This window comes from Geobacillus sp. E263, assembly GCF_007197795.1.
Taxonomy (GTDB): Bacteria; Bacillota; Bacilli; order Bacillales; family Anoxybacillaceae; genus Parageobacillus_B; species Parageobacillus_B toebii.
The window spans coordinates 1,347,927-1,371,806 of sequence record NZ_CP041632.1; the positions used below are offsets into that span (position 1 = coordinate 1,347,927).

Consider the following 23,880-nt stretch of genomic DNA (forward strand, 5'->3'; position numbering starts at 1 on the left):
TCGTTACAATACAACTGTACAAATCAGTGTGTGACACCCCGTCACAAAGGGAGGGAGTGTGGAGTGGAAGAGTACGAGTTTTTTCCGCATCAAGAAGAACGCCGCTTGCTTACGGAGTGGAAAAAAGAAAAAGATCGAAAACGGCGGGAAGAAATCGAAGACGAATTGATTCATCTGTACGTTTGGTTTGGCGAGTATTTCAAAATGTCGGGCAACCCTGATCCGAAGCAGGCGAAAATGTATTTGCAAAAGGCGTTAAAGCGAAAGCCAAACCATTCGATTGCGAATTATCGGTTAGCGCATATTTACTATAACGAAGGAAGGTATGCCGAAGCGGCGTACCATTTTCATCAGGCGCTTTCGGGATCGATGGATGAGCCTCTTAATGACACGCAGGCGATGTTAAGCCATATGTTTCTTGTCAATTGCGGCATTTTTCTCGCGTCGAACGCATTAAAGCAGATAGAAAAGATGGAAACAAAACCATATGATGAAGAAACGGTCGAGCGCTATCGCCAAGCGATTTTTCTCCATCGCATTGAAGATTTTCACCGCGCGCTTTATCGCATTATTACACCGGAAAGCGACGAAATTGTAACAGAGGAAATATATTTTTCCGAGCAGGAGCGGTTTTCGCTACATGAGGTGATGCTTTGCCTCAGCGAACAAGACGGTTTTGTCGTTCGTTACGCAGGCGAGTTGGTGAAGCTCGAATACCAATCGTTTTATGCGCTTGCGACAATTCTGCATAGCGAGCGGCCGATGACAGGGGAAGACGTCCGCGAAACATTGTTTCAATCGTTTTTTGGCAGAGACGTTACCGATGCCGCCGTTCGGAAGATGTTTGAGCGGCTGCGCGCGCGCATTCCGTTTTGGGATGAGATCATCGAAACGACGAGAATAGGAAACAAAGCGGCGCGGCGCCGCAAACAAGGCGTTTCGTATCGGATTTTTTGCCGCGCGAGCGATATATTTCCTTGGGGGTAGGGAGATGGAAATGAACATACGAAAAATATTGGAAAATCGAGGAATCATAGTCGAAGAATGGAAGGGAAAAGGAGAAGAATTTCGCAGGCGTTGGGAACGAGCGTTTACGGATGCCATTAGTCCACAGGAAAAACAGTCGATTTATTTTGAGCAGTTTTTGTGGCATGTATTCAGCTACGAAAAACTGCCTTGTCTTGAAGGAAAAGCGGCGATGCGCGCGTTTCATGAGGAGAACCGATTCGTTTGTTATTTGTTTTATCAAGAAAGGGAAGAGGCGTATATGCTTGTCAACGCCGAAAATTTGCGGGCGGAAGATTTGCGGCGCGAGCACGATGTGTATGTCGTCGACCCGCAGTTTACATGGACATATGTGCAGACGCATGAATACTATTGCGGGCCGTATTTTTATCGAAAATATAGACAAGAAGGTTTCCGATTCAACAAATAAATCGAGTAGGTGGCAGATAATAGAGATGACAGAGCAGGAATCTCCCACCCTAAGTGTAGCGTAGATGGGAGAGATTCTTAAAATAGGAGATGTCTGTATAACTTGCGGATTTTTCGCTCGTGTCGGGCGATTTTGCTGAAGTGAAGTTTCCGTTAGCTCAATGCGCAAGCTGGCTTTATTTTGTTTCCAGCCGGTTAAACGGTTCGTTCACTCGTTTAGTTCCGCAATTTGGGTGCGAATTGTGTGACGAAAAGATCTATTGTGTTAATCATTTCTTGCAATCGTATTTTGTACCATTTTGCCATCTTCTTAGCAATGGTGATAAATAAATGATAGAATGAAAAGAAGGAAAATTTCTCGATGATATGGAGGTAAATAGATTGATTTATCAACTAAAGGTGCAGTTAAAAGGTATTCGCCCGCCGGTATGGCGGCGGTTATTGGTGCCAGGCGATATGACGTTTGCCGAGCTTCATCGCGTGCTGCAAAAAGCGTTTGACTGGGAAGACCGGCATTTGCATACGTTTTACATCACGAAGACGCGCGGAACGGCGAAATTGCGCATCGAAATCGGCAATGATGTCGGTGATGGATGGGACGATGCGGACTATAAGGAGCATAAGGAGCGGCTTTTCGATTGGCTCGTGCAGGAGGGAGACCGCTGCTTGTATATTTATGACTTCGGCGACGATTGGGAACATGAGATCGTGCTTGAAAAAATAGTGAAGCCGCAGCCAGATCTCGTCTATCCAGTTTGCCTCAAGGCGGTGCGTGTTGCGCCTGAAGAAGACAGCATGGGCGAAGGGTGGAATCCAGAGGAGATCGAGACAAAGGAATTGACAGCAATGGTCAATGCAAAACTGGCTCCACTGAGCAAAAAAGTTGGTAAGGAAATCCAAAAGAAAGCGCGAAAAGAGATGGAGAAGGGAGCGCAGGCCACACAAGGCAACGTATGGCGGGCACTGTTGGAAAAAGCGGTGGCGTTTAACCGGTTAGCGCCGTGGCAATGGATGGATGATGATGAAATTTTCCTTGTCATCGATCCGGAAACGAACGAGCGCTTATATTGTTCCGTCATTGGCGCGCTTGGCCAAGAGCATGGCATGGTCGTATATATCGGGGAGCAAGGATACAAAAGCCTGCAGCATTTATTCAAACAGCCATATCCCGAACAAGATCTCGTGTATACACAGCGGGCGGTGCTCATTTCCTTTGCCGACCGAAATGAATTAAGCAAGGAAGACTATGAGCTCCTCCGCTCCCAAGGCATGACGTTCCGCGGCAAAAAGCAGTGGCCGCAGTTTCGCAGCTTTGTCCCAGGGTACTATCCGTGGACGATTTCCGAAGAAGAGGCAAAATTGGTGACGGCGGCGCTTGATCAGGCGCTGGATGTCGCGCGGCGCGCTGGGGAAGGGGAGCTTTCGCTTCCAGTGTTTCCGCAGGATGAAAAGATGTTTGCCCGCATCGGTGAAAAGAAGGATGGGAATGTCGTTTGGCGCGATGACCACGTTCCGCTTGCCGAGCTGGAAGCCGAGGAAAAAGCGCCGACGTATGAACTGCTTGTCGATCCGAAGTTGATTGAAATGGTGAAAAATATTGGGCAAGTATACTATGGCAGCATCGAATTTGACGCGGGGTATATCAACCGGCCGGTTCAAGAGAAGCGCGGGGAGCGCCCGTATTTTCCGACATTTGTACTGGCGGTGGATGTGAACACTGGGTTTATCATCCATAACGATTTGCTTCCGATCGAGAATGTGGCGATGCGCGTGCAAAAAAGCTTTTTGGACATGCTGTTGCGGCTTGGGAAAATACCGCGGGAAATCCGCATGAAAAAAGAAACGAAGCAAATGCTCGCCCCGGTGCTGCGCAAACTGCCGATCCGGACGATGGAAGTGCCGCGGACTCCTGCGTCCGAACATGTCCGCAGAACTTTTGAAATGTTTTAGGATGAGATTCAAGGAGGAGTCTAGATTTGGATGGCAAATATAAAGAATCTATTATTATATTTTGGATGACAAATATAAAGAATCCATTATTATATTGTCGTATCAGTATGTGTACCGATTATTGACGCATTTAAAAAATATTATCCATGTCTTCCAGCAAATCAAAAATCCAGATGACATCACCAAAGAAGTGTACCGTGATTCGATTGTCAAAAAGTACGAAATTTTAGAGGATCAATTGTGGAAATTATTATCGAAGGTTTTTAAGTCTTGGGGACTCGAATTAAGCAATCCGCGTGCTTGTTACAGGCAAGCATTCAAAGAAGGATGGATTGAAAATATTGATACGTGGAACGACATTGTAAGTTCGCGTAATGCGACGGTTCATGTCTATAATGAGGATGATTATGAAAAAATTAAAAACAAGATAATAGCACAATATGTGGGGGAAATCGAAAAGCTGCTTGAAAATATAAAAAAAGAAGTGATTGATTGCGATGTATGGAATTCATGAAGATGTATATCGAAAATTATTGGACTACTTTCAACGCGAACGTGGCATTCGGAAAGTGATTTTATTTGGTTCAAGGGCCAGGGATACGGCGCATTATAATTCGGATATTGATTTGTGTATTGATTATGAAGGAGAACAGAAAGGAAAAATTGTTCAAGATATCGATGACATTGTCGGAATTTATTCCTATGATGTACTGTTTGCCGATTTATTAAATAAAACGGCAAATTGACCGCGATGGAGTAGTGATTTACAAACGTACATAATGAGAAAGAGGGATGCAATAGTGTTAATCGCATTGGATATGGACGGGACGCTGCTCAATTCGAATGGACAGGTAAGTAGAAGAAATAAAGAGGCCATTGTGGCAGCGCAAAAGCAAGGCCATATCGTGGCGATCGTGACGGGCAGGGCGTATAAAGACGCGCGCGCGCCGCTTCGGGATGCGGGGCTTGTTTGCCCGATTATGAGTTTAAATGGCGCGGTGATGACATTAGAAGATGGGACGGTGCTTGGCGATGTGCCGCTTGACAAGGAAAAGTTGATTCCAGCACTCGAATGGGTGCGCGCACAGCCGGATTTATATTTCGAAATTTATACGGGCGATGCCGTCTATGTCGGGCTCCATAACCGCGCCCATCTTGAGGCGATGGCCGAAAAGGCAAGCGATATCGCGCCTGAATTAAAGCGCATCGTCGAAAAGCAGTTCCAGCAGGCGCGCGTGACGTATGTTGATGACATCCGCGCCATCTGGGAGGAGCGGCAAACCGTTTTTTATAAAGTGCTCATTTTTTCTCTCGATCAAGAACGTTTACAAGAAGCAGCTGCCCAGTTTGACGGCATTTCCGGCATTACTGTCACCTCGTCACATCCAAACAACATTGAGATTAACCATGAACAAGCGACGAAAGGGGAGGCGCTTGTAAAACTGGCCGCTCATTACGGCATTGATCTGAAAGATACGGTTGTTTTCGGTGACAGCCATAACGATTTATCGATGTTCGCCGTCGCCGGATACCGCGTCGCGATGGAAAACGCCGCACCGGAATTAAAAGAAGTCAGCGACATAGTCACTGCGTCACACGAGGAAGACGGCGTGGCGATCGTGTTGGAAGAACTGATCGACAAACGAAAACAGTGACGGTGGGCATCATGCTCTTTCCACCGTCTCATTCCGTATTAATGGAATCCGTTAAGAAAAATCAAGGTTTTCCAGTGCGGCAAGCAGAATTTTTTGCAGCAAATGCATGTGAACAGCCAGCTCTCTATAAACAGAGGGCTGGCTGTATTTGTATGAATCCATCGCGAATATTGGTTGGAAGGATTTTCAGACTGATCTATTTTGTTGTACTATATATGAATAAAGGCAATTGTTGCGGGGGTTGCTTTATACGTCTGTTGTTCTGCTCTATGTCGTGTCGCAGTTTATGTTTGAAAGCGTCATTCGTTATAGCACCGGGATTGGCGATGGCTGTGCCTATTTTCATATTAACGGTGAAGTTAAGGCATGTTTGACTGTTTTAGATCCTACGAACCGATTCATTTCTGAAGCAATAGAGAAATAGTCAAAGAAGGGGCTAAGGCCATTTCAGAAAAGTCAGGATATCGAGAATAGGGGGATAATCATGAATATATCACAAAAAATTGTATCCGTAAGGGGCACGCAAATTGGCGGAGAACAGCCATGCATTTGTACTCCTATAGTAGGAGCGAGTATGGAACAAATCTTGTCGGAGACGGAAGAAGTATGTCGAAAGGGGCCTGATATTATTGAGTGGCGCGCCGACTTTTTTAAAGATATTTACGATCCGCAAAAAGTGCTCGAAACAGCGCTAGCCATTCGAAAAATTGCAGGGGAAATTCCCATTCTTTTTACGATTCGTTCGGAAAAGGAAGGCGGGAATCCTGTTCCGTTAACAGAAACAGAAAAAATCCGATTATTTATAGAAATGTGCAAAAGCCGATTAGTGGATATGATTGATTACGAGCTGCTTTATGAAAAGGAATTGACATCGCTTCGCCAAGTATCAAAGGAATATGGCATTCTCATGATTATGTCCTATCATAATTTCAGCTCAACTCCCCCAAAAGAAGAACTTGTCCAAAAAATGCTGCAGGCGGAATCATATGGTGCTGATATTGCTAAAGTCGCTGTTATGCCTGCTTCTCCGCAAGACTTGCTTGTTTTATTCCAGGCGACCCAAGAAGCGAGAAGCCAGTTAAGCATCCCCCTTATCACCATGTCAATGGGAGGATTAGGGGTCATTACTCGCTTGGCTGGATGGATGTTTGGTTCGGCAGTTACTTTTGCTGTTGGTCAAAATAGTTCGGCACCAGGCCAAATCCCAATCGAGGATTTGAAAGAAGTCCTTCATATTGTGCAAAAGCATATGTTTCACGGCTAATGGATATGGAAGGAGTAAATAATTTTTATGATTTGTTGTAAAGAAAGGGCGGCAGATATGGGTACATATTGCAACATTCCGCTTCGGGAAAGAAATATCGTTTTAATCGGCTTTATGGGAGTAGGAAAAACAACGATTGGCCAGCTTGTGGCGAAAAAGCTGTACCGAGACTTTATTGATGTAGATCAGGAAATCGAAAAACGCCATCAAATGTCGATTCCGGCCATTTTTGAACAAATGGGAGAAGACTATTTTCGAAAAGTGGAGAGGGAACTAATCGTTGATCTTTGCACGAACACCCGCTTAAAAATTATTTCCCTCGGGGGAGGCGCGTATTTGCAAGAGGAAGTAAGAAAGGCTTGTTTATCCCACGGCATTGTTGTTCTCCTCGATTTGTCATGGGAAAACTGGAAAGAACGTCTTCCGTCCCTTATCCATGACCGTCCTTTGTTGAAAAATAAGACGCTCGAGGAAATCAAGCAATTATTTGAACAGCGGAAACAAGCTTATTCTCAGCATCATTATCGCTTGGCGACAGATGGGCTTGATCCGGAAACGGTAGCAACCCGCGTAATGGAATTGATTCGCGAGCGGGATACGGAATAATCAGGAAAAACACCCTTTGTTTTGTACAAGGGTGTTTTCTGTTGGAATTTATGATACGTCTCTGAATCAAGGAATGTTCTTTTCAGGTGATTCGTTGCCGAAGGAAACACTTAAGGAGCAGCAGGAGGAAAATGAAGAGAGGAGACGGTCATTGTTGCCGATACAACTCGCGGATTTTCCGTTCATGCTGGAGCGTTTTGCTTGAGAGGAAATCGACCGTTTCCTGTGTTTCCGACAGTTCGATGCGCAGGCTGTCTACTTTTGTTTCTAAACGGTTGAATCGCTCGTTCATTTTTTCTTCAAGATTTTCTACCATCTGTCTCATTTCTGTTCTGAGTTGATTTCCCATTTTCTGCATTTTTGCTTCTAATCGATTTTCCACTTCTTGCATTTTTGCTTCTAATCGATTTTCCATTTCTTTCATTTTTGTTTCCAACCTATTTTCCAGTTCTTCCATTTTTGTTTCCAAACGGTTTTCCATTTCTTGCATTTTTGTGTGCATATGGTTGGAATGAATCTCCAATGCTTTCAAAATTTCTTTTAGCATTGTTTCCTGTTCCATTTCTCTCACCTCCCTTACTTATCTCATTATAAAAGAAGAAAGAAAAGAAGGAAAGGAAAATCTACGATGCTTACGAGAATAAAAGATTGTCGAATGAGTCCATCACTTTCATTTGAGAAAGTTTATACTCAATTTTCATCGTACTTTTATATTGATGATGTGGGAAAAAGAAACACTAGAAAAAGAAGAGAAAATGCGCGAGAAAAGGCGGCGGCTTGCTATTGTTTTTTGGATTAATGTTCTTCCATTTTTATCGTATTGACATGCTTTCTTCCTCAAGTGATGTGATATTATAATTAAAGATATTTCCTTATTCCACGGTAGCGAAATAGCCGCCGCATCTGATGGTTATACTGTTTTGTAGCTTATGCCTTAGGATTATTGGAGATATATCGGTTGCTTATACAGGAAGTGAAGCAACGTTCGTTATATATCGTGAAAGACGTGTGGGGAGTCGGAAATAAGCATGAAAATGCATCGTTTTGCGTGGAACAGCCGCAAAAATATTCAAACATTATGGCGTTTTTGCCTTGTTGGAGCTGGAAATACATTTGTGGATTTTATTGTCTTTTTTCTCCTTGCCTCGTTTGGCGTTTCCGTTCTGTTGGCGCAAGTATGCTCTTATACGGCCGGCGTGGTCAACAGCTATGTATGGAATCGGATATGGACGTTTCGGGTAAAACGAAAAGCAAGCATTGGAGAGTTTTTGCGTTTTATCGTGGTGAATGTGCTGTCGCTTGCGGTGACGCTTCTTCTGCTCTTTCTCTGCCGGGACGTTGGGCACTGGCCGCTGTTTGCCGGAAAACTCGCAGCGACGTTGGGAGGGATTGCCGTCAATTTTGCCGGCAGCCGCTTCTGGGTGTTTGCCTCAAAACCGTCCCATTCCTAACATGGGTGTACGACAAATTTTGGATTGGTTAGAGCCTGATATTCCGAATCGGATGTGCAAAACGGTACCATATAGAACAATAGCCTTAATTTTCTATAAAAATAATGATACAATAATAAATAGTAAGAAATAGGATAAACGGATGGGAGCAGGTGACTAAGTGATTTACTCTTTCGAACTGTTGTTTTTAGCAGCCGTTTCGTTTTTGCTGGCGTATTTTATCGGGGCGAAAAAATATACGTGGCTGCTGTCCGGATATAATCAGCGGCGCATTCGTGATCAAGAAAAACTGGCGAGAATCGTAGGGAAATATAATATGATCGTTGGCATTGCCGCAGCGGCTGGAAGCATGATTGACCATCCTGATATGATCGTGATTTTTCCGATTGCCGTCATCGGGCATGTGGCGCTTGCGGCTTATGCAAATGTCAAAATGGTAGAGTAAAAGCCGAATCCATCGCGTTGGATTCGGCTTTTTCCTTTAGGAGCGAATTTGCCCCGTGCCGTATACGAGCGATTTCGTCGTGGTGATCGCGCGCAATCCCATTGGACCGCGGGCGTGCAGTTTTTGCGTGCTGATGCCGATTTCCGCCCCGTAGCCAAACTGTTCGCCGTCGGTAAAGCGGGTCGAGGCGTTATGATAAAGCACGGCGGCGTCAATCGCTTGGAAAAAGAAGCGGACGTTGTCGTTTTGTTCGGAAATAATTGCCTCGGAATGTTTCGTGCCGTAGCGGTTAATATGGTCGACTGCTTCTTTGACGTTCTGCACGAGTTTAATAGCTAAAATCGGCGCCAAATATTCGGTGCTCCAGTCGGCTTCGGCAGCCTGCTGGATAAAGGAATACGATGAAGCAAGCTGCGAATCGCCGCGCAGCTCTACTCCGCGCGCGTGCAATGTTTCGACGAGTTCGCTGATATACGGCCAGTTTTGATGGATTAATACCGTTTCCACTGCATTGCAGACGGATGGGCGCTGCAATTTCGCGTTCAAGACGATATCGATGGCCATTTGTTTTTGCGCTGATTCATCGATGAAAATATGGCAGTTGCCAACGCCAGTCTCCAGCACGGGAACGGTGGCGTTTTCGATGACGGAGCGAATCAGTCCTGCGCCGCCGCGTGGAATTAATACATCTAAGTAGCCGTTTAAACGAAACATTTGCTGGGCCGCTTCCCGGCTCGTGTCTTCGAGAAGCTGGATGGCATCGGCAGGGATGGCGGAATCGCGAAGCGCCTCCTTCATGACATGGACGAGCGCTTTGTTCGAATGAAGCGCCGATGAGCTGCCGCGCAATAAGACGGCGTTTCCTGTTTTTAGGCAAAGGCTTGCGGCATCAACGGTGACGTTCGGGCGCGCTTCGTACACCATTCCGATGACACCGAGAGGCACGCGAATTGTTTGAATGCGAAGCCCATTCGGCCGCGTCCATTCTTCGACGATTTCGCCGATTGGGTCAGGAAGATCTGCAACTTGACGGACGCCGTCGACAATTTGCTCGATTCGTTCGTTTGTTAGCTGCAATCGGTCGATTAAAGCAGGAGAAAGACCTTGTTCTTTTCCAAGCGCAACGTCTTTTTCGTTTTCTTGCAAAATCCATTCTTTTTGTTTGATCAGCGCTTCGGCGATGCGCGTTAATGCTTCGTTTTTTTCTTCTGTTGACAGAAGGGCTAACGTTTTCGCTGCTTGTTGAAGCTGTTCTGCTTTTATAAGCAATTCGTTCATTTTACGACACTCTCCTTTCGTAATGATACCCAGTTGTCGCGGTGGATTACTTCTGGTCGATGGTTAATCGAATATTTTCTCGCTTCATTGCTAGAAAGGCCTTTGATTTGTTCTAAGTCGCTAGCGGAGTAATATACTTGACCGCGGCCGATGACGGCTCCTTTTCGGTTGACGACCTCGACGACATCCATGGCGGAAAAATTTCCATATACCGCGGTAACGCCAGCGGGAAGCAGACTTTTTCCACGCTGCAACAGGGCGGTTTCGGCGCCTTCGTCAATTTCGATTTTTCCGGCGACCGGTGCATGGTATGCAATCCATTGCTTGCGCATTTGCATATGTCCATGAAACGGCGCGCCGATATATGTCCCGTCTCCTTTTCCTTCCAAAATGTCGCAAAGTTTTTCTTTCCCCGCACCCGTTCCGACAAAGACGCTTACTCCAAACGAGAGCGCTTTTTGCGCGGCGAGAAGCTTTGATTTCATCCCGCCTGTTCCGACCGCAGAGCCGCTGCCGCCCGCCGCTTCAATCATTTCATCGGTAATATTCGGAAGAAATGCATATTTTTTCGCCTTCGGATTCGTTTTCGGATTATCATCATATAGTCCGTTAATATCCGTTAAAATAATGAGCGCATCCGCGTGCAAAAAGCCGCTGACAAGCGCGGAAAGCATATCGTTGTCGCCAAACGTCAATTCCTCGACGGACACGGAGTCGTTTTCGTTGATGATCGGCAAAACTCCGCATGCCAGCAATGTAGTGATTGTGGAAAATAAATTATGAAACCGTTCACGGCTGTAAAAGTCTTCTCTTGTTAATAAAATTTGTCCTGTCGTAATACCGAACTGTTTGAATGCGGAAATATAGCCTTGCATGAGCAGCCCTTGCCCGACGGCTGCCGCTGCTTGTTTTCCCGCGGTGGTAGTCGGCCTAGACGGATAGCCGAGCGGTCCGAATCCAGCGGCGACCGCACCCGATGTGATTAAAATGACCTCGTGGCCTAATTGTTTGATATAGGCGATCGCTTCGACATGATCGAAAAGTTTTTCATGGCAAAGAGCGCCTTTTGTATCCGTTAATGAGCTGCTTCCGATTTTCACGACGACTCGCTGCTTTTTCACGTTTTTCCTCCTTTCGGTTTGCCAATAAAAAACGCTTTTTCCCTTCCTTGCAAAAGGACGGAAAAAGCGTTCCGCGGTACCACCTTTTTTGGCGCATCATGCGCCCACCTCTTGCCCGTAACGAGGGCGGACGGCTTATGTTTGCATAAGCGGCCTTTCTAGGGCAGGTTCAATCGACTTCCCGTGAGGAACCTTCCAGCCTACGGGTTCCACTCTCTTGCACGTTCCATCGATTTACTAGTCCCGTACCGTTTTCCGTATCAACGATTTGTTAGAAATTATCCATACAAATCAGAAAATTGTCAAGGGGTTTTTCTTCGACAACGATGATTAACTAGAGTAATTGCTTTGCTTAGCGCGAGATGTCTTAACCATCAGCCGGTCTAATAGACGGAACAATAATACTCCGATTGCTGTTCCGAACGTGTTTAAAAGAATGTCATCGACATCAAAAGCCCGAAACGGAATGAAAAACAATTGGACGATTTCGATGCATAAGGAAAGAAGAAATCCGACGATAACGATGGTTTTCGGACGAAGGATAGAAGAATAACAAGAAGCAAAAAACCCAAATGGTATAAACAACGCGATATTGCCGCCAATGTTTCGCAAGGGAACGAGCCAGTAAAAATGGTGAAGCGACTGCCGGATGCTCGCAAGTGGAATGAGATTGATGCCGGCATACGTTTCCCTTTGTAATAGCGGATATGTATAAAACGGAAATGGGAAAATCGTCACACTATATATAAATACAAGGGAAAAAGCGAATAATCCATGGATGATTTCGTGTTTGACAGAAAAGGTTCGCTTCCGTATGTACACAATACCGCGAAATAATGTCCAAATGACGACAAAACCAATCAATGGCACCTTAAAATCAAACATCATAAACTCTCCTTTTTTTAGAATTGTAATATATAACCACGTACGAATTCAAGCAGTTTCCAATTTTGACAAAGTGATAGATTTAAAGGGATAATCGCTGTTATCGAAATAAATATAATTGTCATTTTATTTTAAAAAATGGTACAATACTAAAAACATCGAGACTACAAAACTACTAACGGAGGGATTTAGATTGAGAAAGCTTCGCAGCGATATGATTAAAAAAGGATTTGACCGGGCGCCGCACCGCAGTTTGCTGCGCGCGGCAGGCGTAAAGGAAGAAGATTTTGACAAGCCGTTTATCGCCGTGGTGAACTCGTATATTGACATTATTCCGGGACACGTGCATTTGCAGGAGTTCGGGAAAATTGTCAAAGAAGCGATTCGCGAAGCGGGCGGAGTCCCGTTTGAAATGAATACAATCGGCGTCGACGATGGGATTGCGATGGGGCATATCGGCATGCGCTATTCGCTTCCAAGCCGCGAAATTATCGCGGATTCGATCGAAACGGTCATTTCTGCGCATTGGTTTGATGGAATGGTCTGCATTCCAAACTGTGATAAAATTACGCCGGGCATGATGATGGCGGCGATGCGGCTAAACATTCCGACGATTTTTGTCAGCGGCGGGCCGATGAAGGCTGGCGTGACGAGCGACGGGCGAAAAATTTCGCTTTCTTCCGTATTTGAAGGGGTCGGCGCTTATCAAGCAGGGAAAATTGATGAACAAGGATTGCAGGAATTAGAAAAATACGGCTGTCCGACGTGCGGCTCCTGTTCGGGCATGTTTACAGCCAACTCGATGAACTGTTTGGCGGAAGCATTAGGGCTCGCATTGCCAGGAAACGGCACGATTTTAGCGGTAGATCCGGCACGGAAAGAATTGGTTCGCCAATCGGCGAAACAATTAATGTATTTGATCGAGCATGACATTAAACCGAGCGATATTGTCACAGAAAAAGCGATTGATAACGCGTTTGCGCTTGATATGGCGCTTGGCGGCTCGACAAATACCGTATTACATACGCTTGCAATTGCAAACGAGGCAGGGATCGATTATTCGCTCGAACGAATTAACGAAATCGCTGCAAGGGTGCCGCATCTTGCCAAACTGGCGCCAGCTTCCGATGTGCATATTGAAGACTTGCACGAAGCGGGCGGCGTATCGGCCGTATTAAATGAATTAGCGAAAAAAGAAGGAACGCTGCATCTCGATACGTTGACCGTAACCGGAAAAACGCTTGGGGAAAACATCGCCGGCTGTGAAGTCAAAGACTATAATGTCATCCGCCCAATTGATAACCCGTATTCCGAAACAGGCGGACTTGCCGTATTGTTTGGAAATCTCGCTCCAGATGGCGCGATCATTAAAACAGGAGGCGTGCAAGCCGGCATTACGCGCCATGAAGGGCCAGCGATCGTATTTGATTCGCAAGAAGAGGCGCTCGAAGGCATTGCGAGCGGGAAAGTAAAACCAGGCCATGTTGTCGTCATCCGCTATGAAGGACCAAAAGGAGGACCGGGAATGCCGGAAATGCTCGCGCCAACTTCGCAAATCGTCGGCATGGGGCTTGGAACAAAAGTCGCGCTTATCACCGACGGACGTTTCTCAGGGGCATCCCGCGGTTTATCGGTTGGACACGTTTCCCCAGAAGCGGCGGAAGGCGGTCCGATTGCCTTTATTGAAGACGGAGACATTATTGAAATCGATATTACGAACAGAACGATTAACGCAAAGCTTTCTGACGAAGAATGGGAAAAACGGAAAGCGAACTGGAAAGGGTTTGAACCGAAAGTAAAAACCGGCTACCTCGCACGCTACTCGAAGCTCGTTACTTCCGCGAGCACGGGAGGGATTATGAAAATTTAACAGCCTATCAAAAAACCTGTTCGCCGGTCCCATGACCAGAGCGGACAGGTTTTATTTTTGCAAAAAAATCTAGTTGGAAACGATTACAATTGAGGTAAAGATGTATATGATAGAAATATAGGAGGGATTTGATGGACAATACGAACAAACGAATGGAAACGATCGTTATTCATCACGGATATGACGCGAAACAGCATCTTGGCAGTTTGGCGGCGCCGATTTTTCAAACATCGACGTTTACGTTTGACACGGCGGAACAAGGAGAAGCGCGGTTTGCTGGGCAAGAAGACGGCTATATTTATTCGCGCCTCGCTAATCCGACGGTGCGGATGCTGGAAGAAAAAATGGCGTGTTTGGAAGGTGGGGAAGCGGCGCTCGCGTTTAGTTCCGGGATGGCGGCCGTATCCGCAGTGTTGCTTGCATTAACGAAAGCCAATGACCATATTATATGTTCACAAGGAGTATACGGCTGTACATTTGGTTTGCTGCAGATGTTGAAAAAGAAATATCACGTTTCCCACGATTTTTGCGCGATGGAAACGGAAGAGGAGATCCGCCGCCTTATCCGTCCGGAAACGGTTTGCATTTATGTGGAAACACCGATTAATCCAACGATGAAACTCATCGATTTGCAAATGGTTGTAAACGTGGCGAAAGAATATGGGATTACCGTTGTGGTGGACAATACGTTTTGTTCGCCATATTTGCAGCGGCCGCTTGAATTTGGCTGTGATGTTGTCGTGCATAGTGCGACAAAATATATCGGGGGCCATGGCGATGTCATTGCCGGCATCGCGGTCGGGAAAAGAGAATTGATGGAGGAAATCGCGAAAACAACGCAAAAAGATATCGGCGGCGTTCTTTCCCCGTTTGACGCTTGGCTATTGCTAAGAGGATTAAAAACACTTCCGGTGCGGATGGACCGGCATTGCGATAATGCAGAGAAAATTGTGGAACGGTTAAAAACACATCCCCTCGTTGAACGCGTTTGCTATCCTGCTGATCCAGACAATCGCGATTATCCGATTTATCAAAAACAAATGAAACGCGGTGGCGGCTTGATTTCGTTTGAAATTAAAGGAACAAAACGAGACGCCCAGCGCTTTCTCAATCATCTTCAGCTCATTCAAATCGCTGTCAGCCTTGGCGATACGGAAACGTTAATTCAACATCCGGCAACGATGACCCATTCTGTGGTGCCGGAAGAGGAAAGAATAAAGATGGGAATCAGTGGCCAACTCATCCGTTTGTCCGTTGGTTTAGAGGCGTGGGAAGATATTTGGGATGATTTGGAGAAGGCGCTTTGTTTATTAGCGAGATAACAAGGCGAATGTTTGGAGAAGTGTTGGACTAAGGTGATTGGATTGCCCGTGTTGCCTAACTTGCCAGGACACGGGCTATACATGTATATAAGTTAGAATAAAAAGTTCATAAAGATGAAACAGCAAGTTGCATTTATTTAATGTAGTAAGAGAAAAAGTGGAGGCATAGAACTGTCAACATGTTTATATCTCGGAAATATATTCTTAACAAATTGGGAGATAAATGGTGAATGTTGTTCCCTCACCAAGTTTGCTTACAACGTCGATTTTTCCACCATGAGCATGAACAATTTCTTTAACGATTGTTAGTCCTAAGCCATTTCCAGGTTTATGTGAGTTTCTTGCTTTATCTACACGATAAAAGCGGTCGAATATATACGGTAAGTCTTTCTCTGATATTCCCCAGCCAAAATCACGTATTACAATGACAATAGATTGCTCTGTGTTTTTTACGAGAATTTCTACAGGCGAATGGGCATCTGAGTATTTTAGCGCGTTATCAATTAAATTGAACATAGCGCGTTCCATATATTTTGTATCCATTTTTACAAACGGCAAATCATTTTGAATGGAAATATGAATGTTTGGATAATTCTTATAGACATCTTGAATATAGGTAAAAAAGCTGTTAGCATCTACCTGTTCGAATTGAAACACGTTTGTCTGGGCTTCGATATGGTTTAGTTCATAAATTCCTTTTACCAGGTGATTGATCGAGTGCAAATGTTTTTCAATCCTTTTTAAATATTCCTCATTTTTCTCCTTTCCTGCTATTCCATCTTGAATAGCTTCGATGTAGCCCAGCACTAAAGTAATTGGGGTCTTTAAGTCATGTGCGATATTTTCAAATATTTCACGGCGAGTTTGTTCGAGCTGTTTTAGTCTTTCATTAGCTTGTTTTAAAGATTCATTAACCTTTGTCAGTTGAGCGGTCCGTTCTGCTACTTTTTCTTCTAGTTGTAAATGCAGTGCTTCGTAATTGCTGATTAGATCATCCAACTTTTTTGCCATGTTGTTAAACGAAGAGTGAAGCACCTTAAATTCGTGTAACGACGGCTTTGTCATCTTGGTACGAAAAATTCCTGCACTTACTGAGCTAATTCCCTCAAGAAGTTCCTTGATTGGATTAGTAAAATGTTTCCAAATCGCGATGGAGCTGATAATTAAAATAATAGCAACGAAACATAGTAAACTGATAAACTGAAAGGAAAACGATTTTTTATAATCTGTTAATTTTTGTAAAGTAATTTGTTTGATCGAATCAATAATTTCTTCTTTAGGAATGACTGATATGAGACTCCAATTTGTATTTGGAATGATAGAACATAATATGATTTTATCTTTATCATTAATATTCCAAGAAATAGGCTTCTGCGCGCCGATAATTGTTTGAAGATGAGAGGATAAAAATGATAAATCATCTTTTGCCTTAGGCTGGTAGGCGATAAAACGGTGATTTTTGCTAATTAAAACAGCGTATGCAGAGGGTTCCTGGAATTTAAAATTCAGCAAGTGTTCTACTGCTTGAGAAATCGTAATGTCGATGCCAATGATGCCGATAAACTTTCCATTGCGGTCACGTATCGGCGTAGAAAGGGAAAACATTTCTTTGCGATGCGTTAAATCAACGTATGTATCAGTCCACACAGGTTCATTATTTGGAGAATGGGCTGCTAACGAGAAAAAATCTTTCTTTGTCAAATCAATATTGGGGGATAAATAACCGTTATTGATTTCCTGTCTCACATTCATTTTTGGATAAATACGCCAATAAGACTGTGGACTGATATAATAAATAGCCGCTACATGCGCATTTTGTTGAACAACTTTTTTAAATACAGGCTCTAAAGCTTTCGATAATATTAATCTTTGCCTAATTTCAGGTGTTAATTTATTGATAGCGCTTATACCTACATTTGATACATCTCCTTCTATCTCTTCCCAATAATATCCTTCCTTTTCTTTTGTTAATTTTAATTCGTAGTGGGAGTAACCGCTAGGTTCAGTGAGAAAAAAGGAGGCTGTCGTGCTAATCATCTGTATTTGTTTTTCCAAGGAATTTAATTGTTCGTTAATATGGGCAGCCTGTTTATCTAAATTTTCCTGGTGTAAATATGTAATGTAATGAAGCATCGCTTTTTCAATTTGCTGCTTTGTCGTGTATAGCATATGTTTAGAACCTGTAATGGCAAAATAAAGAATAAGAAGAAGGGGACTAATGGATAAAAAAAAGAGTGTAATAAGCATTCGGCCGCGGAATGTGGAGAATATTTTCTGATAAATTCGACACAAACTATTGAATTTCCTCATTAAATTTATATCCCGCCCCTCTAATGGTAATAATGATAGAAGGGTTTTTTGGATCCTCTTCTATCTTTTTCCGTAATTTACCGATATGGACCATGACCGTTTGTATATCCACTTCACTATCATACCCCCATACTTTTTCCAATAAATGTTCAGCGCTAAAAACTTGTTGAGGATGCCTCATTAGAAAATGAAGAAGCTGAAATTCTTTCGATGTTAGGAAAATAGGGTTGCCACGGACATAACATTCATGCTTTTTTGGATTTAATCGGATAGACTGCGAGCAAATTGTATGATCTGTATCCCAAAACTGATTCATATGGGATTTGTAACGGCGCAAATGTGCTTGAATACGCGCTAATAGCTCATGAATGCTAAATGGCTTTCCAATGTAGTCATCCCCGCCGACATTCAGTCCGACGACTTTATCAATCTCTGAATCTTTGCAGCTTAAAAATAAAATAGGTGCGGTAGTAAGATGGCGAATTCTGCGGCACAATTCAATGCCATCGAGGTCGGGAAGACGCACATCTAAAATGATTAAATCAGGCTGAGAGTTTTTTAGTTGGCTTAGTCCTTTTTCGGCATTATCCGCCTCGTAAAAACGATAGCCCTCTTTTGTTAAATAAAGTCCTACCAGTTCGCGAATTTCCTGTTCATCGTCAATCATTAAAATCGTTGCATTTTCTTTCATTGCATCCTCCTTATATCTCTTTATTTTTTAGAATTTTAAGTTAATTTTACATTATTTTTGATTTTTGTTTAACAATTTTCTTTATAATGTTCGTAAAAATTAGCTGAAGCGGCAGGAGGGAAAATAGTGAAGCATAGTAGACCTCTTAATTATAAAGGAAAACAGATAATTCGTAAAATTGAGAAGGGAGAAAAGATGGAAGTTCAGGGATTGCAGTTGCCAATTGGCTGCACAACCGTATTTGATCCTGGCTGGGAAGCAGATGGATCAGGGATGGGATTGGCAATGGCCTGTCAGCCGATGGAAAGGGATTTATACGGCTGTTACGGGGATTGCTGGTGGGCTGCTCAAGTACCAGACGGTTTAACGAAATATCCGGATTGGCATCAGGAATGCCCTGCTGTAGTAAGAGACTGGCAAAAATTAAAGTTTTTTGATGAATAATTTTGCCTATAGAGAGGAGGGATAGTCAGTGAGGAAAATTTGGTTTGGGGTAATTATGGTAATCATTATTATCGTAGCTATTGTAGCGGCTGTTTATGTGACAAAGAAAGAAAAAGAAAGTGCCCTGCCGGCTACAGCTGTTCGTCAAAATGGCACGGAACAATGGGGAGAGGCCATTCAAAAAAATTGCCTGACATGCCATGCGATAAGAAGCGACGGAAGCATTGAGAGAATTAGCGATGTTCGCAAAACTCCTGAAGGATGGGAAGATACGATTTCTCGCATGCAACAAGCATGGGGGCTTCAAATTACACCTGAAGATAGAATGGCGGTCGTAAAGGAATTGAGTGAGAAAAACGGTTTAGCTCCCGAAGAAACAGAAAAAGTGATGTATTGGTTGACAAGCAATGGTTCAACTATAGAACCAAAGTTGGGAAATGAAGCGATTGAAAAATCTTGTATTTCATGTCATGCAGGAGCAAGACCTTTGGCGCAGTACCGCACAGAGGAAGAGTGGAAGAAGTTGAAAGATTTCCATATTGCGTTTAACCCTTCGATGATTTATCAAATGCGAACCCAAAAGTGGGAAGAAGAATCAGAAAAAGTAATTGAATATTTAGCGAAAACACATGCGTTAAGTACGAAAGAATGGACAGAGTGGAAAAAGAGAAAGAAAGAGTATAAGTTAGAGGGAAGATGGCGTATTGTTGGCTATCGTCCAGGCATTGGAATGTATAGCGGTTATGCCGAGTTTCAAAGAAAGGGAGAGGATTTTTACGAGAATCGTACGATGCTGATGCCTGACGGAAAAACAGAAACATATAAAGGGAATGTTCGGATATTCACTGGTTATTCTCTTCGAAGCAGTCTAGAGGGAAAGAATAAGAAATTGCGCGGTGTATTTAACATTCAAAAAGATGGAATAACCATTAGAGGGCGCTGGAACCAAGTGCGTGATATTGGTCAGTACGCTGATGAGACATATTACAAAGCAGACCGTACTACACTTTTGGCTGTATGGCCGAAAGCCATGAAAAAAGGAGAGACATCTGTAGTTCATATAATTGGAATGAAATTACCGGAACACGTGAAAAAAGAAGATTTTAAAACATCTGCTGGCATAGCCATTCGCAAAATTGAAAAACAAAAAAAAGATGATGTTTGGGTTCAACTTGAAGTTTCAAAAGATGTTAAGCCTGGTCCGCAAACAATTCAATTAGGAAATAAACAAATTACAATTCAAGTGTACGAAAAAATCGATTATATCAAAGTGACTCCGGAATATGGAGTAGCGCGTCTTAACTATTACGGACATCAACAAAGCGTACAATTTGAAGCTGTTGGCTATCACGTCGGTGCTGATGGAAAGAAAGGAACGAATGATGATGTAGAAATTGGTCCTGTTCCTGCCAAATGGAGCATGAAGGAGTTTTTATTAGGCCCAAATGATGATCATGACATTCATTTTGTAGGAACGATCAATACCGATACAGGTTTATTCACACCAGCTAATGGTGGACCGAATCCAAAAAGAGAATGGTCAACAAATAACGCTGGAAACGTAACGATTATTGCGACATATACAGATCCGTTGACAAAGAAACAAGTTCAAGGAGAAACATTTTTATTAGTAACGGTACCTGATTACATTTACATTCGTTAAGAAGGGAGAAAGGAGGAGATTTTTATTTTACAGGAAAATGATATGCTCTCTTTAACAAATGAGTTGATGTTTGAGGTTAACAACCAGCCTTATATTTTTCAAGGGTTAAGCGGAGTGATTAGCGAGCTATCTTCCGTCAGCGAGACAGTGTTAAAGAACATTCCAAAACGTGGGATTTCCTTTCGAATGTTGTGCGATTCATTAAAAGATCAGTATTCGGTGGAACTACTCACAGAGGTTGTCGAAGAATTGATCCAACAGGAAATTGTTATTAGGAACGGGTTAATAGGGAAGATGAGCCAAACGCCAGGCGTTCCAATTGGCGATCTCCCAGTCCAAACTTTGGTCTTTCACTTGATTAATGAATGTAATTTAGGCTGTACGTATTGCTATGCAGGAGGCGGACATTATGGAAAGCCGATGAAAACCATGGATCGGCAAACTGCAGAACAGGCGCTTCATTTTCTAATGGAATCATCGAAAAATAGCCCTTCCGTTTCCGTTATTTTATTCGGCGGGGAACCTACATTAAATTGGGAACTGTTAAAACATACGGTTGAATATGGCACAGAGCTTGCAAAGAAGTATGGGAAAACAATTGATTTTTCCTTAACGACAAATGGCACTCTTTTAACAGAACGGAGAATTGATTTTTTAGCACAACATCGTGTTGGTGTATCAGTAAGCATCGATGGAGATGAATCGGTACAAAATCAATGGCGTCCTTTTAAAACTGGGTTTGGCTCATACGAGATTGTAAGCAAAAATGTAAAAAAATTAATTGAGCGCCACCGTACCCGGCCCATTGCTGCGCGGGTAACATTAACTAAACATTTCCCGCCGATTCGTGAGACGTTTTTTCACCTAAAAAACATGGGATTTCACGAAGTTGGATTTGCCCCTGTAACAGAAACAGAAGAAGCATTTATTTTAAACAATCAAGAACTTTACCGTTTGCTTGATGAGTTTGAAGAATTGACACAGTTATTTATTGAAGAGGCAAAAGAAGATCGCTATCTTGGCTTTTCTAATCTAGTAAATATTCTGGTAGAACTGCATAAAGGAGTCAATAAAGGATATGGATGTGGCGCAGGCATGGGTTTTTTTGCTGTGAGTCCGAACGGGGAACTATTCCTTTGTCATCGATTTAATGAACAGCAAAATTATCAGTTAGGAAATATTTATACAGGAGTAAACCGCGATGCACAAAAAGCTCTGCTAGGATCGTTGCATGTTGATAATAAAACTAGTTGTTCCCGCTGTCCATTGAAGCACACGTGCGCGGGTGGATGTTATTACGAAGCGAAAGAGAGAATGGGGGAAATTACGTCTCCTAATTTGCACTACTGTCAATGGATGAAGCGGTGGTATACGATTGGACTAAAAGCATACGTGCAAATTATGAAATATAATTCGGCCTTTTTAGATCGGGTCGCGGGTTTTCAGGCTAATTGCCACACTTCCTAGCAGAAGGGGGAGAGGATGTTGAAAAGAGCCATTTACCGTAGTTTATATCTTTGTGCTATGTTTGTCTTCCTTTTCACGCTGCCGTTTCAAGCAGAAGAAACGGCGAAAACGAAAGAAATGCTTTACATTGGGGGATTGGATTATGTATTTGCCGTAGACCCAAAGACGAAAGAGGTTACGGAAATCCCTGTAAAAGGTGCTGCAAGAAACATGTCTTGGACAGAAAATGGACAAAAATTATTTGTTGTAACAGGGGCAAGGCAAACGGTTGAAGTGATTGATACGTTAAAAAATAAAGTCGTTGATACTCTCTCCTTTTCTTCTGGCAATTCGATTAACCGCATTTACGGCTTAGCGGTTGATCCAAAAGGAGATTATTTGTACGCAACAGTGATGCGTGCGAAAAAGACGGGAACGGAATTAAAGTCATTACCCCCTGTTATTCAAGTGATAGATGTAAAAACAAAAAAAGTCGTGAAAGAAATAGATGTTCCGTGGGGAACGCATACGCTGCAATTTTTTAAAGACGGGAAGCGCATTGCCGTATGGGCGAGAGATTTATATATATACGATATTGAAAAAGATGAATTGAAGTTACACCACTCTATCATGTATCCCGATGATGTGAAAAAAGGAATCGGGAACGTGCTCTATTTTTGGGACCGTGCAGCAGACGGTCATTATCTTTCCGTATCCACAAACTATAAATTTTATCCAGAAACAGGAAAAGTAACGGAAGGAATTTTAACGCTTGATCTTGTTACAGGGGAAGTAAAGGAGTATGAGTTTCAGGGAGAAATGCTCGGACTTTTTTCCGGAGCAGTTACAAAAGATCGAAAATATGCATATGTCGGGATGAATATGTTAGCAAAAGTAAATTTAGAAACGGGAAAATATGAGAAAGTCGTTCCAAATGTTCCAGGGACGTCATACGGATTTAATATTAGTGGGGATGACAAGACGGTTTACGTATCGGGAGCAGGCCCGGATGTCAGTTTTTATGATGCAGAGACATTAGAGCTATTGGAGACGATTCCGCTTCGGACAGATACGATGGATGTACGGGTCGTTCAAGTTCAACAGCCATAAGGAAGTGGTATGTATGGAGTTAGCAGTTGCCTGTCAAGATATTCAACAGCTTTCATTAATTAAAGGGGATAAGGGGTTGACAGCACTCAATTCGGTTGAAAGAGAAACGTATTTATATATCCAAAAATGCGTGCGCTCCCGTTTAGGGCATTTTTCCCCAACCCGCCTTTATTTCGGATCTGAGTTTTGTCAATATCGAATTCCGAAAGAAGCGGATTTAAAAACAGCATATGCTTTTGCAAAGGAAAACGGATATGACTTTACATTCGTCACCCCGTATGTTCCAGAGGCGGGGATGAGAAAACTGCTTCCTCTTTTAGAATGGCTTGAAACGGAAGGAAGTGGTGTAGAGGTAGTCGTAAGTGATTGGGGAGTGTTGTATATGATTGTGACAACATTCCCGTCGCTGCAACCTGTGGTGGGACGGTTATTAAACAAGATGATTCGCGATCCACGTGTCGCCCATCGCTATGATCAAACAGAGGCACCAAAGCAAGCGAAAGAAGTATTTTTCCATTCGTCCTTTGAAACTGCCTCTTTTCAAACATTTTTTCGCCGGTTTCATGTCAAATCGGTTGAATATGATTCGTTTATTCAGACAGTACATGCATTGAAAACTCCGCTTTCTATATCGCTGCATCTCGGATTCGCCGTCATTGCGACGGGGAGATCATGCCTTGTCGGCACCCTTCATCAGCCGAAGGAAAAGAAATTTAAGGGAGATGTTTCTTGTAAACAACAATGTCGTCATTATGCAGCCGAGTTAATCAATAAAAAGCCGCAATTAGGAGAGCTGCCTGTTCGTATATTTCAAAAAGGCAATACAGCATTTTATAAGCAAACGTTTGAACTAGTTGAAAAAGGGCTCGATTGGGCTTTTGAAAATGGGGTTCGCCGCCTTGTTGTACATCCGAAAATACCTGTTTAGCAAAGGG

General features: G+C 43.3%; 22 protein-coding genes and 1 pseudogene. 17 read left to right on the forward strand and 6 right to left on the reverse strand.

Annotation, left to right across the window (positions count from 1 at the left end; all coding sequences use genetic code 11):
• The first annotated feature begins 63 nt into the window (after nucleotides 1–63).
• The 8 genes and pseudogenes from FNL97_RS07005 to FNL97_RS07045 all read left to right on the forward strand — a co-directional run bounded on the left by FNL97_RS07005 (nucleotide 64) and on the right by FNL97_RS07045 (nucleotide 6,909).
• Nucleotides 64–987 carry a tetratricopeptide repeat protein gene (locus FNL97_RS07005; RefSeq protein WP_143415277.1) on the forward strand — a complete coding sequence of 308 codons (924 nt, stop codon included), beginning with the start codon at nucleotides 64–66 and terminating at the stop codon, nucleotides 985–987.
• A 4-nt stretch (nucleotides 988–991) separates the two neighbouring features.
• Nucleotides 992–1,435 (forward strand): DUF4275 family protein, encoded by a 444-nt coding sequence (locus FNL97_RS07010; protein WP_286173506.1) that lies wholly within the window; start codon nucleotides 992–994, stop codon nucleotides 1,433–1,435.
• A gap of 380 nt (nucleotides 1,436–1,815) precedes the next feature.
• On the forward strand, nucleotides 1,816–3,384 hold the full coding sequence (locus tag FNL97_RS07015) for a plasmid pRiA4b ORF-3 family protein (RefSeq protein WP_143415278.1): 1,569 nt from the start codon (nucleotides 1,816–1,818) through the stop codon (nucleotides 3,382–3,384).
• 94 nt (nucleotides 3,385–3,478) lie between these two features.
• Entirely contained in the window at nucleotides 3,479–3,898 is a 420-nt protein-coding gene (locus FNL97_RS07020) for an HI0074 family nucleotidyltransferase substrate-binding subunit (protein WP_235603611.1), read from the forward strand.
• Nucleotides 3,882–4,164 (forward strand): annotated as a pseudogene (locus FNL97_RS07025) (nucleotidyltransferase family protein). Before FNL97_RS07020 ends, FNL97_RS07025 begins: the two are co-directional and overlap by 17 nt.
• A gap of 20 nt (nucleotides 4,165–4,184) precedes the next feature.
• Nucleotides 4,185–5,039 (forward strand): Cof-type HAD-IIB family hydrolase, encoded by an 855-nt coding sequence (locus FNL97_RS07030; protein ID WP_143415279.1) that lies wholly within the window; start codon nucleotides 4,185–4,187, stop codon nucleotides 5,037–5,039.
• 484 nt (nucleotides 5,040–5,523) lie between these two features.
• A complete protein-coding gene (aroD, locus tag FNL97_RS07040) occupies nucleotides 5,524–6,303 on the forward strand; it encodes a type I 3-dehydroquinate dehydratase (protein WP_143415281.1) in 780 nt (259 codons plus the stop codon).
• Nucleotides 6,304–6,360: 57 nt separating this feature from the next.
• The gene (locus tag FNL97_RS07045; RefSeq protein WP_143416293.1) at nucleotides 6,361–6,909 is read left to right on the forward strand and encodes a shikimate kinase; all 549 of its coding nucleotides are present in this window, start codon (nucleotides 6,361–6,363) and stop codon (nucleotides 6,907–6,909) included.
• 148 nt (nucleotides 6,910–7,057) lie between these two features.
• Here the strand turns inward: FNL97_RS07045 and FNL97_RS07050 are convergent, their stop codons facing one another.
• Nucleotides 7,058–7,471, reverse strand: coding sequence for a hypothetical protein (locus FNL97_RS07050; RefSeq protein WP_143415282.1), 414 nt, complete (start codon nucleotides 7,469–7,471; stop codon nucleotides 7,058–7,060).
• 466 nt (nucleotides 7,472–7,937) lie between these two features.
• Here FNL97_RS07050 and FNL97_RS07055 point away from each other — a divergent pair, with 466 nt between their 5' ends.
• Nucleotides 7,938–8,360 (forward strand): GtrA family protein, encoded by a 423-nt coding sequence (locus tag FNL97_RS07055; protein ID WP_143415283.1) that lies wholly within the window; start codon nucleotides 7,938–7,940, stop codon nucleotides 8,358–8,360.
• Nucleotides 8,361–8,520: 160 nt separating this feature from the next.
• Nucleotides 8,521–8,805 carry a DUF3784 domain-containing protein gene (locus FNL97_RS07060; RefSeq protein ID WP_015864178.1) on the forward strand — a complete coding sequence of 95 codons (285 nt, stop codon included), beginning with the start codon at nucleotides 8,521–8,523 and terminating at the stop codon, nucleotides 8,803–8,805.
• Nucleotides 8,806–8,841: 36 nt separating this feature from the next.
• On the opposite strand, the gene FNL97_RS07065 is transcribed toward FNL97_RS07060, so the two are convergent.
• The 3 genes from FNL97_RS07065 to FNL97_RS07075 form a co-directional block, all read right to left on the reverse strand.
• Nucleotides 8,842–10,083 carry a glutamate-5-semialdehyde dehydrogenase gene (locus FNL97_RS07065; protein WP_143415284.1) on the reverse strand — a complete coding sequence of 414 codons (1,242 nt, stop codon included), beginning with the start codon at nucleotides 10,081–10,083 and terminating at the stop codon, nucleotides 8,842–8,844.
• Nucleotides 10,080–11,204, reverse strand: coding sequence for a glutamate 5-kinase (gene proB / locus FNL97_RS07070; protein WP_062756253.1), 1,125 nt, complete (start codon nucleotides 11,202–11,204; stop codon nucleotides 10,080–10,082). The genes FNL97_RS07065 and proB overlap by 4 nt, the downstream gene beginning before the upstream one ends.
• A gap of 330 nt (nucleotides 11,205–11,534) precedes the next feature.
• The gene (locus FNL97_RS07075; protein WP_286173509.1) at nucleotides 11,535–12,092 is read right to left on the reverse strand and encodes a VanZ family protein; all 558 of its coding nucleotides are present in this window, start codon (nucleotides 12,090–12,092) and stop codon (nucleotides 11,535–11,537) included.
• Nucleotides 12,093–12,282: 190 nt separating this feature from the next.
• Here FNL97_RS07075 and ilvD point away from each other — a divergent pair, with 190 nt between their 5' ends.
• Entirely contained in the window at nucleotides 12,283–13,959 is a 1,677-nt protein-coding gene (ilvD, locus tag FNL97_RS07080; RefSeq protein ID WP_143415285.1) for a dihydroxy-acid dehydratase, read from the forward strand.
• A 131-nt stretch (nucleotides 13,960–14,090) separates the two neighbouring features.
• Nucleotides 14,091–15,281: a methionine gamma-lyase gene (gene megL / locus FNL97_RS07085; RefSeq protein WP_143415286.1), complete on the forward strand. Its 1,191-nt coding sequence runs from the start codon at nucleotides 14,091–14,093 to the stop codon at nucleotides 15,279–15,281.
• 204 nt (nucleotides 15,282–15,485) lie between these two features.
• On the opposite strand, the gene FNL97_RS07090 is transcribed toward megL, so the two are convergent.
• Entirely contained in the window at nucleotides 15,486–17,450 is a 1,965-nt protein-coding gene (locus FNL97_RS07090) for an ATP-binding protein (protein WP_172713569.1), read from the reverse strand.
• Between the two features lie 124 nt (nucleotides 17,451–17,574).
• On the reverse strand, nucleotides 17,575–18,282 hold the full coding sequence (locus FNL97_RS07095; protein ID WP_143415288.1) for a response regulator transcription factor: 708 nt from the start codon (nucleotides 18,280–18,282) through the stop codon (nucleotides 17,575–17,577).
• Nucleotides 18,283–18,408: 126 nt separating this feature from the next.
• Between FNL97_RS07095 and qhpC the strand changes: the two genes are divergently transcribed.
• From qhpC to FNL97_RS07120, 5 genes are read left to right on the forward strand one after another with little or no spacing between them, the layout of a single operon-like run.
• Nucleotides 18,409–18,726, forward strand: a complete 318-nt coding sequence (qhpC, locus tag FNL97_RS07100; protein WP_143415289.1) for a quinohemoprotein amine dehydrogenase subunit gamma — start codon at nucleotides 18,409–18,411, stop codon at nucleotides 18,724–18,726.
• A gap of 28 nt (nucleotides 18,727–18,754) precedes the next feature.
• Complete coding sequence (peaA, locus tag FNL97_RS07105) at nucleotides 18,755–20,389, forward strand: quinohemoprotein amine dehydrogenase subunit alpha (RefSeq protein ID WP_143415290.1); 1,635 nt, start codon at nucleotides 18,755–18,757, stop codon at nucleotides 20,387–20,389.
• Between the two features lie 42 nt (nucleotides 20,390–20,431).
• Nucleotides 20,432–21,856, forward strand: a complete 1,425-nt coding sequence (locus tag FNL97_RS07110) for a radical SAM/SPASM domain-containing protein (RefSeq protein WP_143415291.1) — start codon at nucleotides 20,432–20,434, stop codon at nucleotides 21,854–21,856.
• Nucleotides 21,857–21,871: 15 nt separating this feature from the next.
• Nucleotides 21,872–22,945 carry a YncE family protein gene (locus FNL97_RS07115; RefSeq protein ID WP_143415292.1) on the forward strand — a complete coding sequence of 358 codons (1,074 nt, stop codon included), beginning with the start codon at nucleotides 21,872–21,874 and terminating at the stop codon, nucleotides 22,943–22,945.
• A gap of 13 nt (nucleotides 22,946–22,958) precedes the next feature.
• Entirely contained in the window at nucleotides 22,959–23,873 is a 915-nt protein-coding gene (locus FNL97_RS07120; RefSeq protein WP_143415293.1) for a hypothetical protein, read from the forward strand.
• Nucleotides 23,874–23,880 lie beyond the last annotated feature (7 nt).